This window comes from Shimia sp., assembly GCF_049116215.1.
GTDB lineage: Bacteria > Pseudomonadota > Alphaproteobacteria > Rhodobacterales > Rhodobacteraceae > Shimia.
The window spans coordinates 810,718-823,676 of the sequence record NZ_JAGDZB010000001.1 but is presented as its reverse complement, the minus strand read 5'-3'; the positions used below and the strand labels follow the sequence as shown (position 1 = coordinate 823,676).

General features: G+C 53.5%; 6 protein-coding genes. 3 read left to right on the top strand and 3 right to left on the bottom strand.

Annotated features, from left to right (window positions below; genetic code table 11):
* Positions 1-101: 101 nt before the first annotated feature.
* Positions 102-1,202 carry a hypothetical protein gene (locus JXR15_RS03885; protein ID WP_422051913.1) on the top strand — a complete coding sequence of 367 codons (1,101 nt, stop codon included), beginning with the start codon at positions 102-104 and terminating at the stop codon, positions 1,200-1,202.
* Positions 1,203-1,238: 36 nt separating this feature from the next.
* Here JXR15_RS03885 and JXR15_RS03880 read toward each other — a convergent pair whose 3' ends face one another.
* Positions 1,239-2,159, bottom strand: a complete 921-nt coding sequence (locus JXR15_RS03880; protein WP_422051912.1) for a sulfotransferase — start codon at positions 2,157-2,159, stop codon at positions 1,239-1,241.
* Positions 2,156-3,982 carry a hypothetical protein gene (locus JXR15_RS03875; RefSeq protein WP_422051911.1) on the bottom strand — a complete coding sequence of 609 codons (1,827 nt, stop codon included), beginning with the start codon at positions 3,980-3,982 and terminating at the stop codon, positions 2,156-2,158. Before JXR15_RS03875 ends, JXR15_RS03880 begins: the two co-directional genes overlap by 4 nt.
* Positions 3,983-4,244: 262 nt before the next feature.
* On the opposite strand from JXR15_RS03875, the gene JXR15_RS03870 reads away from it, so the two are divergent.
* A complete protein-coding gene (locus JXR15_RS03870) occupies positions 4,245-5,510 on the top strand; it encodes a hypothetical protein (RefSeq protein WP_422051910.1) in 1,266 nt (421 codons plus the stop codon).
* Between the two features lie 57 nt (positions 5,511-5,567).
* On the opposite strand, the gene glf is transcribed toward JXR15_RS03870, so the two are convergent.
* Positions 5,568-6,689 carry a UDP-galactopyranose mutase gene (glf, locus tag JXR15_RS03865; protein WP_422051909.1) on the bottom strand — a complete coding sequence of 374 codons (1,122 nt, stop codon included), beginning with the start codon at positions 6,687-6,689 and terminating at the stop codon, positions 5,568-5,570.
* A 246-nt stretch (positions 6,690-6,935) separates the two neighbouring features.
* On the opposite strand from glf, the gene JXR15_RS03860 reads away from it, so the two are divergent.
* Positions 6,936-12,956: a glycosyltransferase gene (locus tag JXR15_RS03860; RefSeq protein ID WP_422051908.1), complete on the top strand. Its 6,021-nt coding sequence runs from the start codon at positions 6,936-6,938 to the stop codon at positions 12,954-12,956.
* Positions 12,957-12,959: the final 3 nt, after the last annotated feature.

The following is a 12,959-nucleotide window of genomic DNA, read 5'->3' as shown; positions in this document are numbered from 1 at the left end:
GCCGTTTTGAAATTTCTTATTCTTGATGACACTCTGACACCTTAAAGGTGATCATCATTTCAGACACCGCTTAATCGCGAAGCCAAAGAAAGCATGACGGAATGCCTCAAGCTGCCGCCACAGAAACCGCGACTACCACACCTCCAACTTGGGTATCCCTCAAGTCCATGCCGGATGGCGCAGAGAAATTTGCTTCACATTCCGGGTTTGATGACATGCAGCAAGGCCTGGTGGAAAGCAACAACCGTGGTTTGATCCTCTACGACACGCCTGTGATCGTCGTGGCGCTTCTTTTGGAGCAGGGTGTGTCAGCCTCAGACGCGTTGGATAAATGGCGTGCGGAAGCCAGTGCAGTTTTGGACTTCCTGCGCCTTAATCGCCGGAAACTGGTGCTGGCGGAACGTCCAGGCGGCGCCGAGACGCTGCAGTCGCTGTCCGCCTTTTTCCCGAACATCACACCAAGTGTTCTGGCGTTTGACGATGCTGATGTGTGGCCCGCTGCGCGACAACTTGCTGAGGTGTTGCTGACGCTGGACCGGTCTGCGTTCGCCATTTGGTCAGAGCTTCAAGCCAGCAGCGTTGGGTACCTCACAACAGATATTGAGCCAATAACCTCTGTTGGGCAGTTGGCGGCTGAATGGCATAGTTTGAGTGTGTCCAACCGCGAATTGGCTCGAGACCAAAACGAAATTGGAACCGCGCTTCAGGCACAAGTTTTGCAACTGGAAGACAGTCTTAAAGCCACGGAGAACCTACGGCAGCAGGCGGCGCATTCGCAGGAAACACACGCAGCTCGGATTTCTGAGCTGAATACTCAACTCAATGCCGCCGCGTCTGAGCAAATTGAGTTGAACAGACGGTTTCACGCAGCTCAAGGCGAGCGGGATGCGCAGGCTGCTCAATTGGAGCGGTTGTCAGTTGAATTGAGCACAGCACAATCGCGGGCAGCGTCGTTGGACTCGCAACTCAGTGCGGAAACACAACGCGCGGACCAGAAAGAAGCCGATCTGAAGCGTTCCCGAAAGTCAGAAGAGCTTTTGGTGACGCAGGTGCGCGAGCTGGAAGGTGGCTTAAGGGCCAAGGTGGAAGAGAGCAAGCATCACATCCAGGAGCTAAAAAGCCAGTTGGATGCTATGTACGCATCAAACTCTTGGCGTATCACCGCGCCAATCCGGGCGGTTGTGATTTGGTGGCGCGGTTAAGCGCGCTCCGTTTTTGAACTCTCTTCCGATCTTGGATCAACTTGGATAGTCCAACCGCAGGCACAGCTCTTTGTAGGACGGGCTTTGCCGCGTCTGTTTTTCCAGATCATCAGGAACTGGGCGCCGGGGTCTGGCTTTGATTTTTTGGGATTTCCGGCCGCTGTCGCCGCTCATTGACACCAATTGGTACATCGACTCAGCGCCCTCCTCAAACGGCAACTGAAGCTCGGCGCAAATTTTGCGTAGGACGTTGTCCGGTGCCGCGACAAATTCTTCATACCGAAACAGCGGCACGCCTTTGTAGCGATCTAAGAACTGCATGTATCGCTGCGAATACTCTTCAATTGTGAATGGGGAGAAGTGCTTCCAGCCGTTGTTGATCAGGGATAGGTAGGATTCCAGCGGATGGCGCACAGTGACCACTGATTGGACCGGATAAACCTTCGCGACGATTTCATCCAGAGTGGGGCGCGCGCTTCCCTGGGCGTCCGTGCAAAACTGGGAGTGGGCATGATCACGCAGACAAAGATACATGCCTTGCTCTTGCAGGCTCTCATAAAGTGCCTGCAAAGCGGCAGTGAAAACCTTGATTGTGGCGTCATCGCTGAGCGGGGGCATGGCCCTACGTGCGCCATAAATCAGATCCGCCGGCGCAAAAAGCGCCCTCGAGTTGGGGCGCGTCATCAACGGGCTCAGAGGGTCAATTTCGCTTAGGACGGTGACATTGGGCATTACAGCCAGGCATTTGCTGATCAGCGTGCCCCCGGTGCAGGCAAAGTGGTGGATCGTTCTGACCGGTGCAACAGTAGGCTCGGTGCGCGTCAAATCCTCGCATTGCTCCAGCAAACTGGGCAGAGGTACAGCTGCGTCCTCTGGAGAGTCCGTGTAGTCTTTGAGCAGGTCCAACGCGACTTCCAGTGTCTCCACCAATGCGCTTTCTGACAGATCAGTCGTCATTGCGATCCCGCCTCACTTTTTTTGGTGGTCGGGTTTCTCTTGCTTGTGGAGGTCTTTGCCTTGGCTTTTGTGCTACTCTTCCGCGTTCGCGTGGTGCGCGTTTTGGGGGCAGCCGTGTCGCTCGCCTCGATTTTTAGGGTTGGTGCGACATCGCCGTTCAAAGAGAGCGTCTGCAACTGTTGCGCGGCCTGTTGCAGACGTGGAGTCAGCTTCTGAAGCAGAGTTGATTGGGTTTTTCGAACTTGCTCGGTTTCTTGGTAGCGTCCGCGCAGCTCACGGATATCAGCCTGTGCTTTTTTTTGCATACGGAGGGCAATCGCCAGGTCACTTTGCAACGAGTCGATTTTGGCTTTTGCGGCGTCCAACTCTTTGTTTTTGCTCTCCAGCGCCTTTTTGTCCCCGTCGAGTGCCACCTGTACCGATGTTTCAGTGTTGCTCTCTTTTGGGTGTGACAGCGCTTCCACCTTTTGTTCAAGCAGTTGTATCTGGTCAGAAGGCGCCACGGCTGGCTCAGAGCTTGTCGCGTCGATTTTTCTCAGCTGCTCCTCGGCTGTTTCCAGCGCGCTTTGCGTGTCCGTTAGCTTCTGTTGAAGGCTTTGTTCCCGCTGACTTGCGGCAGCCACGCCGGCCTGAACTCGTTCCAGCTCTTCGGTGCGCCGTTTGGCCGTGTCTATGAGGGAGTCAATCCGCGCAGCCAGCCCCTTGTTGTCTGTCTCCATCTGACTGGCCCGCGCCACTTCCGTTTGGAGGCGCTCTTCGCTGGCTTTTACGGTCTCTTGGACACTGGCCAGCTGCGCGGCGAGGGCTTTGGTATCATCGGTGGCCATCGTCAATAACTGGAGATTCTCCGACAGTTTTTGATTGGCCGTCGCTGCTTCCTGTTGGGCGGCAGTGGCCTCATCAGTGGTCTTTTTCAGCGCGGTCTCTAATTCTGGTAAGCGGATGCACCGTTCTTGGGCGTCCTGAAGCGCTGCCAAACGGCTGTTCCGATCCTGATGACTTTCAGCGAGAGCTTGGCGTTCTTCTGCCAACTCTTCTTCTAAGGTGGCGATGCGCTGCTTCTGGTTTTGAACGGTCAAAAGATCTTGCTGCGCTTTCTCGTCCGTTTGTAAGCTGCGTTCTTGCGCCTTTTGCAGATCGTTTTGGCACGCGGAAAGGGTGGTTTGGGTGTCAGACAAACGTGCTTTTACGTCTGCCAGCTCTTGTGCCAATGGGTTGGCTTCCAATTGAAGAACGGGCCAATCAGGATCACGGCGGTCCTGGTCCGTGACTTGGAAGAATTGATTTTGTAGCCAGCGTTCAACATCTTGGACGCCCGGGCCGCCTTCAAACATCGGCTCGGCGCTGCACCGTATGGAAATTTGGCACACTTGTTTCAGTAGCCCGGAATTTTCCATAGAGTCCAGGATATCCAATTCAGATCCGGGAAGATCTATCCTGAGCGCGATGGGTTCTGCCAAAGGCTGTGTCTGCGCCAATAGATCTTCTATGGAATGCAGCTCCAACACTGAGGTTTCGCGCGCCGACAAGCCTGGAAAAAGCTCGCGCAAAGCCGTTGAAGGCTTCCGCAAACTTCGTAGGCCGGGGAAATTGTATTCCACGAATTCAGCTTTTTGACCTGGAGCGCCAATTGCGCCGGTCAAAACCAGCACTTTCTTTTGCTCCTCAAATTCCTGCTTAAGGCTGCGCGCGCGCTCGGTTTCGGGCTCAATCAGGACCGCCTGACTTGGGCCGTCGCTCAATAGCGCCTGTAGGGTCTCCACGTCGGGTGGGCCGATAATTACAAGTGACTTTGCCGTGGTTCTGGCGAGGCTGAAGGACATGATCTAAACTCTGCCTGAATAATACGTGGATCCAATGAGATGAACTTAGCGCTTTCGCCAACACAGTTGCAATCCGGCCGTGCGGGTTGAAAGGATTTAAGGGGCATTTTTTCGATTCCAGATCCAAAATATCGCCTTAAATGGACGCATTGAGGTCCGGACGTTGCAGAGGGCCAGGCAACGACACATCATTCCAGAATGAGCCAATCGGACACAGGCCCCATTTTTCTGCGAGAAGTCGCCGTTTTGCCTAGCGACTTTGGTGACAAGACTGTTTGTTGCTGGTAAGCGAAACAGTCAGACGGACCATCTCTGCTCAGAGGAAAAAACACGCATGAAGTGCATTTTGCATATCGGAACAGAGAAAACCGGTACGACCCTCATTCAAAATTGGCTTTATGAAAATGAGCAAGCGCTCTCGTTGCAAGGCGTGGGTTTGTCAAAGGTTGCCTCGTTCCCGAACAACCGCAAACTGGTGGCCTATTTCCAGAACGATTTTGACGACTACATGCATGAAAACATGGTCTTTAATAGCCAGCAAAGAGAGGCGTTCTTTGAGGGATTTGAAGTGGCATTGCTGTCCGAAATTTTGGAGCTGTCTTACGATCATCATACCGTCTTGTTTTCCAGCGAGCACTTTCACAGCCGTTTGCAAACTGTCGAGCAGATTGAGCGCGTCAAAGAGGTGCTTGACCGCGCGTTTTCTGACGTAAAAGTCATGTGTTATTTCCGCGAGCAGTCCAAAGTGAGAACCAGCCTGTATTCTACAGGTATCAAACTGCACTCTCCCGAAAGAATTGATGTTTTCCAGAAAGATGCCGGCCCTGGGCACCATTACTACGACTACATGGAGTTCTTTTCAAAATGGGCGGAAGTTTTTGGCAAGGAAAACCTGGTTCCCAAGGTGTATGACCGAGAGACCATGGCACAAGGGGACATTCGCTACGACTTTCTGGCAACCATGTTGCCTGGCATTGATCCTACGCGATTGTCTTTTGACTCCGTTCCAGCCAACGAGTCTTTGACCGCCAAGCAGGCCGCTTGTTTTCGCGTCATTAACGCAAAATGTCCTCCTCGGTTTTCGATCTATCAAAACCCGCTCAATGCACGGCTGAAAGCACGTGTCATGACAACTGCGCCGCTTAATTCCGGAGGCGGCGTCAAAGACCCGCGGCAACCGGAGATGTACCAGGCGTTTGATGAAAGAAATCGCGCTTTTTTCAAAGAGTTTTTTGGAACGGAGGACAATCTTTTTTCCGAACCTAAAGCTGGCGCAGAGGAGATTGAGCAAGACCCTGAGGCAGGCGCGTGCACTGAGCTGCTGGACCAAATTCTCAGCATAAAAGGGTTGGTCTTTATGGCACCTGAAGAGGTGGACGCCATTCGAGACCTCGCCATGAAGCTCTATGAGGAAAAGACCTTGGATGCGCCCAGCGCGCTTTTGTTGCTGAAAGTGCTGCAGAGGGCGCGGCCGTACGGTCCGGTGATCGGAGATGCGATCACAAAAATCTACAACGAAAGTCGCTGAAGATACTCACCCTAAAGTTGTGCAATCTTTCTGCCAAAGTGATGCCCTTTGGCGCACTTAGGTGAGTTTCGTCCCGCGCGTCTCTAGAAAAGCCTCCGCTTGTGACAGAGCTTCGGCAATTGTCACATCCATATCAAGGTAGCGGTAGGTTCCCAGCCGCCCCACGAAGGTTACACCTTCTTCCGAGTCCGCTAAGGCCTCGTATTGTGACAACAGAGCTTTTTCCTGAACCAATCGAATTGGGTAATACGGAACATCCTCCGGGCCGCAGGCGCGGGAGTACTCACGGTAACACACAGTATTCTCGTGGCTTTCCCAGGGTGCAAAGTGCTTGTGTTCGGTGATCCGCGTATAGGGCACCTCCGGATCGCCGTAGTTCATTACAGCGCAACCCTGCCAGTCTCCTGTGTCAGTGAACCGTTCAAAATCCAGGGTACGATACCCAAGCCTGCCAAGCCTTTCTCCGAAGTATCCATCTAATGGACCGGACCAGAATACGTGCTCCGCGCGCTCCGCATGTGATGGTGTAAAGGGCGTGGTGAGATGCACGTCGATGTTGGCGTGATCCAGAATTCGTTCAATCAACGCCGTGTATCCATCCTTGGGGATACCTTGATATTGATGTGAAAAATAGTTGTCGTTGTAGTTAAAGCGTAGAGGCAATCTCTTGAGGATTGAGGCCGGAAGCTCCGTCGGCGCGCACCCCCACTGCTTTTCGGTATAGCCCTTAAAGAATGCCTTATACAAAGCCGGTCCCACAAAGCGTAAGGCTTGCTCTTCGAAGCTCTGTGGTTCTTGGATGCTGGTGTCAGCTTGCGTGGCCTCGATGAAACTTTGTGCCTCTACCGGGTTAAAGGTCTTGCCAAAAAACTGGTTGATCGTGTGCAGGTTGATGGGCAACGAATAGACGGCTCCGCCAACGGTCGATTTCACTTGGTTTCGGTAAGGCATAAACTCCGCGAAGCCGGTGACGTAGTCCCAGACACGCTGGTTGTCTGTGTGGAAGATATGTGGTCCGAAAGTATGCACCATAACCCCGGTTTCATCGCATCTCTCGGTGTGGCAATTGCCTGCAACATGGTGCCGTGTGTCCAGCACCGAAACTTTGTATCCCGCTTCGGCTAAGGTTCGTCCAATGACCGCCCCTGAGAAGCCCGCACCTACAACAACGATGCTCATGAAATTTCCAATCTTCCTAAAATGACTTGTGGTGCTATGTGTTCCGGAAGTGTGGAACAAGTTTGCACGAAAGAGAAGTCCAGCCGCATTACAAAAAACCTCTAATGCCTACGATGCTTTGGAGGCAACACAGGTGTTTCGCCAAACCCTGTGTGGTGTCAAATTTTTAAAAATATGGGTGGCCGACTCTTTACCCGACGGTCAGGGTAAGAAACAACATAGGTAAGTTTTACAATGCTTTGATTTATGACCTCTCCTTCTCAGACCATCTCTCAGGGACAGATTCCCGCAATATCGATCATCGTACCGGTCTTTAACGTCGAAGATCACGTGATTGCGTGCTTGCGGAGCATTGAAAAACAAAGCTGGACGGACTTTGAGGTCATTGTTGTGGATGATGGATCCACCGATGGAAGTGGACCACTGGCAGCTCAATTTTGCCAGACCGATGCGCGCTTCCATTTTATTTTCCAATCCAACAGAGGACTCTCCGGCGCGCGCAACACCGGCTTGGAATACGCCAGAGCGGAGGTCATTTCTTTTGTGGACAGTGATGACCGTATCGCACCGGACTTTCTGGAGCTGCTTTATGGTGCTTTACAAAGTACTGGCTGTGACTGGGTTGCATGCGCGGTCAAGTCTTGCCATCCGGATGGCCATATAACGTCCCACTCCGCCATTCATGGCGCGTCCGATTTTTTTGAGTCCTCTGCGCCGCGTCGGTTTTCCTTCGACAGTTGGACAGATGTTATTTGTCATTTTCCTTCCGCCTGGAACAAGCTTTATCGGCGCCGCCTGATTGAGGGTCTGACGTTTGATGAAGGCACCTGGTTTGAGGACCATAGCTTTTTTCAGCGTGCAGCGGCCCGGACGGACCACTTGGTGCACCTGCCGAGAGCGCTTTATCTGCAAACGCGTGGGCGAGAGGGGCAAATCACAACCGCAGACAGTGACCGTGTGTTTGAGCAGTTGCAGGTTCTGCGCGGACTGCGGGGCATTATGGAGCAAGGCCCCCATAGGAATGCGCGGCAAGCCTACGAACGGCTTGCCAGTCGTTTGGTGTTTGAACGTAGCTTGAGTTTGCGAAACCCAGACCGGCGTGTGCGATTTGCGAAGGAGGCGGCGCAGTTTTTTCGAAGCCAGGCTTTAACGTATGCGCCGCAGTGGGACGACGATATCGCGCTCAGCTGGGGTTTGGAAATGTCCGGCGAGCTGCCATTGACGGTTTTTATCGATTGCAGATCTGAACCACAATCAGAACTCAAAAAGACGCTGGATAGCCTGTCCCAATTGATTGGCCCCGGCATCGAAGTGATTCTGTTGGCTCGATCAGCCACAAAAGCTCAGTCTCTGGCCACAGATTATCCGGATGTGCAAATTGTCGATCTCTGCCAGCTGTCCATTGGGGTGCCATGGTCAAAAGCGCGTGGACGGTTCGTCACGATCCTGCGCTCAGGTGTAACAGTCGACTCCGCCTTATTTTTTCAACAAGTTGAGCAACTTCTGCGTCATGATGCCCAAATGGCGCTTTCGGCTTACTTGACGCCAGATGACACAGGCGAACCAGCATATTGCACCGGCTTCGCGGACGTGCGCGCTTTTGGACTGCAACCGTTAGAGAAAGGCGTTGTGACAATTGATGGTACCGCGGGACTCGCGCTTCTGCCGGAAGTATCTGCGCGCGTGTTTGATCGACGGTTCCTGATCAATCAAAAACTGACCTATACAAAGTTGGCGAGGTCGGATTGGGCGTTTCAACTCAATGCGGCTGTGCTTGCCCCACGGGTGGTCTTTAATCCTTGGGCCGGGCTTATCGTGCCGCAGCCAGAACGCGAAAAAATCCGGATCGGACCGGCGCACGACAGGCTAATTGAAGCGCTTCCGCAAACTGTGCAAAACCAGTTGCCATCAGGCTGGCAGCGGCGGTTGTTTGATCGATCTTACAAAGCCATACAGTCCGTCGAAGCGCCTAGGCGTGCGCCTAAACTTTCTGCCAGTAATCTTGGCACAATGTGGGATGCTTTTCGCCGTGGATTGCATGGCGTGTCTCCCACGGAAGCCAGTTTTGATCCGCCCTTTGACGCAACCAGCCAGAATGTTCTTGACCCTGTCGGCACGTTTGCATCTCTGCTTGGCCGCACGCGCACTCGGTCTCTTGCGCTGCAGCAAAGGGAACTCGATGTTCGGTATGACGTGCGCAGGGACCGAAGCGCGCGCAGTGCACTGTTGCTCTTTCCGGCAACAGCTTCCAGCGCCTTTACGTTTTTGGTCGATGTGTGCCAATCGCCTTTTGCCAATCTCAATGTATTCGCAGCAGATGGCGTCACTGTGCCAGTTCATTTCTCCTTCCGGCGAGAGGCAAAGTGCATTGTGTTTAACCGGCAAGACAAACACGGTTGGGGGGAAGAGCACAGTTGGCCTTACAACTTTGACCAGCCGGTTCTGAAGGCATCTCTTCAATTTCAGGACGATGTGGTTGGTCTCACAATTGATGGGGTAGAGTTCTGCAAAGTGCCGCTAGCTGCAGCGCTGCAAAAGCCGGACACTGATGGTCTTGTGTACTCCGGTATCGAATATCAAGGTAACATCAAACCGCTCGGGTTTGTGGTTGAACCGCCAGAGAAGACGGTGACGCTGGACAAAAGGCTTGTGTTGCAAGCTGCTTATGCCGCGGACGGCCATCAAATAAGAGAGCTTACCACGGACACGGTCCTCCCTGTCACGCCGTTGGACGGGATGACGCATCTTCCTGGTTTGCGAACACTTTTGCCAGCGCGCCTATGGGCGTCTGCACTGAGCCGCAATGACGCGGCATTGCGTTTTCAACTTGAAACAACTGATGGGGACACAGTTGGCGCGCCTTTGGGCTTAGGTCGGCAAGACATGATCCGGCGTCTCAAGACGCTCCTGCATCAGCGCCCCACCTTCTCGGACACAACTTTGGTTTTGGCCATCCTGGAACATGTTGCTCATGGCCGTCTTTTTCCCGAATTGTCCGACACGGAGCGAAAGGCGGTGCAGGTCTACGCGTCTTTCTTTGGCGTTGAAGGCGTTCTCAAACCTTCTGTTCTAGGCAGTGAGGATTGTCAGGACCTCAGCTCAAATAATGGGCAGCTTTCCGGAACCTCCAAACCGGATCCAATGGCGCAAGAGATCGATCTTGCCCAGATGTATCTCGCCAAAAGTTTGGAAAGCGGTCAAGCCGTGTCCCCCTTGGACACGGTGGCCAACATGCCGGTACCATTCTTTGCCGCACAGAAAGTCTATCTCTCCATGGCGGAGGTCTTTGCCCGTCATGATCAGGACTTTGAAGCCTATTTCACCTTTGTGAAAAACGCAGGTGTTCAGGCGTTCAAGGTAAATGGAGAGCATTGGCACGATTCCTGTGTGTTGCCCTTCCTGTTTATGCAGGGCGACATGGAGAGTGTTATTGTCACATTGCGGCGCCTTGCCAGAAGGGGCGGCGGCCCGGTTTCGACGGTCTCCATCGCTTGGGTATTGCGCAAATCTCTTAAGGCTGAGGCTCTGTCTGACCGGCAGCGACAACATTTCTTATTCCTTTGGGGGCATCTGCTCTCAAGGCTTGGTCGGGGCTACTGGGAGCCTGTCCAATGTCGCGAACTCTTGTTGGCAGCATTAGACTTGGCTGCCCAATTCGATGAGTTTTCAGCCAGTCAGAAAGGCAATGCGCTTTGGATTTGTCTGCGCAACTATGGTCTTTCCAGACAGTTTTGGGCGATGCTTCCCGTCGATGTGCCGTCACAAGAATTAAAAACAGCCCGTCTCCAATTCTCCCACGTTCTCAACTATAAAGACGATCCAAATTTGGCGCAGAGAGCGCTGTTGTTCTTTGACCGTAATAAATGTCCTGACGTATCGCGCTTTCGGTATGAACTCTTTGGGCCGTCCGGTGTGGCATTGAAACAGAATACGCCACCGGACTTGGCGTCATTGCAACAGGTTCACGATGACCCTGCCTTAGCGGGCCTGCGGTATTTCGCGGCTCCGGGTACGGACGAGCCAAGTGATCAGTTGTCCCAGATGGTGGCCGATCGGGTTTCAGACCTGTCCCAAGATCAGACGCCTTCTCCCCTTTTGAAACTTCAGGGCGAAGCTGGCGCGGCGATTGCCAAACTCCTTGCCGACCCGAACGAGTCGGTGGATCGGGCGCAAATTGAAAGGCTACTGGGTCTGTGTGATGCTCTTGCCAGTGCGCAGTCCAATTTCCTCGGAATTGCGTTGCAGCTTGTGCTGGTAAATTGCTTTGGCACATCCAACTCGAAAAAAGCCTATGCTGCGGAAATCGTGACCCGGATCCGCGCGCATGTGACAGATCTTGGTGCCTCGGAAAAGGAGGCTCTTGCCGCCAGCTTGCCGGTTCAGATGTCCCTGAAAAGGCTGTGGCGTGATGGGGGCAATCTTGATGTTGTTGGCGATCTTGAAGCGCTGCTTTTGGGGCAAGGTGCTTTGGCGCGCGCGCATCTGGAACCCCAGGATGCCCTACCCACCGGGTCGCCTCTCTACGATGCAATTGTCACGGTGTTTTCCTGCAAATCACATTTGAAAACCCGCATCCCGACGTTGCGAGAGGGTTGGCTTCGTCTGCTGGACGGGTTGGGGGTGCCGTATTTCGTGGTTGTCGGCGATGGTGATAACCGCCAGCGTGGCGACGTCGTGTATCTTGACGCGCCGGACACCTACGAAGGATTGCCGCAAAAAACGCTCGCCACCATTGACTGGGTCTACCGAAACACTGGTTACGCCCATATGGTGAAGGTGGATGACGACTGTTTTTTTAACGCGCCTTTGTTCTTCCAGTCTCTAACCTACCGCAAATATGACTACTACGGCCGCAAGCTCACCCGTCAGATTGGTCAATTAGATCGCCTTTGGCATCAGAAAAAATCAATTTCCGACAGAGGGCGCATGGATCTGGACAAGTCGCCAGAACCATCGACCTATGCAGATGGCGGTTCCGGGTATTCCTTGAGCCGCAGGGCGATGAAAGAAGCCTTAGTCGCGGCTGGTACGACTTTTGGTGAACAACTTCTCCAGGTCTCGTTTCTGGAAGACAAGCTGCTCGGCGATTTGCTTGCATTGCGCGGCATTTCCGTCTCCGAAGAAGGCTATACGGTGACTGTTCGCCGGAGAGCAAACCCAGACGCAATTCCAGTGCCGTCTTGGCACAATGGGTTCAACGCGAGCCGTTCGGCCCCGGTGCAGCTTGTGCACATGGACACAACCGCGGGACAGCGCGAAGCCATGGAGCGTCTCGATGCGCCAGAGCTGACTCCCAAGAAGATTTGGCCCAGCTATCAAGATCCATGCCTAGGATATCAAAGCAATGCTCTTGAGCTCGTTTCGCCAGTGTCACGCACTTTTCAGGCCAGAGAGGCGGCGGTGGCGCTTGTTGCCTGTATGCGCAACGAAATGTTTATGCTGCCCCATTTTTTGGCGCACTACCGGAAACTAGGCGTCGAGTGCTTTTTGATCGCAGACAATGCGTCGGATGACGGGACTTTAGAATGCCTGGCGGAACAGCCAGATGTCGCCGTTTTCTCAGTCGACACAGATTACAGTGAGGCGCGCTACGGTGTTGCGTGGCAACAAGCCCTACTTGCCGAGTATCGCGTCGGAAAATGGAGCCTCGTTGCGGACGCTGACGAACTGCTTGTTTGGCAGGAACAGCAGACACAAACTTTGCCGGAGTTGCTTGCTGATCCGGAATTTGAACGGGCAGAGGCTGTCCGCCTGTTTATGCTGGACATGTACCCTGCCGGCGCGTTGAAATCTGCTGATTTCACCGACAATCCATTTGACCAAGCGCGGTTCTGCGACCGGACACCGTTCTTGCAAAACACACCGTATCGGGGGCCCTTTTCGGATCAACCCACATGGACAAGCGCCCTTCGGCATCGGCTGATACCGGGATCTCGACCAGATCTTTTTGTCGCGCAGAAGCTGGCCTTGTTGCGGTACCAGCCGTGGATGCGATTGGCTGCCGGGATGCATTACATTGCCGATGCGCGTTTGGCCGCGCGGCAGCTGATACTTGCGCATTTTAAGTATAACTCCGAGTTTTGGAGCAAGGCGCAGTCTGAAGTCGCGCGTGGTCAGCACTTCAACAACGCCGAAGAGTATCGTAAATACAAAGATTTGCAGTCAAAAGGACAAGGTGTCCTTTATGATCCTGATCTTTCAACGCTCTGGACCAGAACCGCATTCGCCCAAGAAATTTTCGCACAGAGTCCACAAGCACCGTCGTAGACC

What these genes read in the sequence shown, in the direction of transcription:
- JXR15_RS03885 (WP_422051913.1), top strand. Translation starts at nt 102, where the DNA reads ATGCCTCAAGCTGCCGCCACAGAAACCGCGACTACCACACCTCCAACT.
- JXR15_RS03880 (WP_422051912.1), bottom strand. Translation starts at nt 2,159, where the DNA reads ATGACGACTGATCTGTCAGAAAGCGCATTGGTGGAGACACTGGAAGTC.
- JXR15_RS03875 (WP_422051911.1), bottom strand. Translation starts at nt 3,982, where the DNA reads ATGTCCTTCAGCCTCGCCAGAACCACGGCAAAGTCACTTGTAATTATC.
- glf (WP_422051909.1), bottom strand. Translation starts at nt 6,689, where the DNA reads ATGAGCATCGTTGTTGTAGGTGCGGGCTTCTCAGGGGCGGTCATTGGA.
- JXR15_RS03860 (WP_422051908.1), top strand. Translation starts at nt 6,936, where the DNA reads ATGACCTCTCCTTCTCAGACCATCTCTCAGGGACAGATTCCCGCAATA.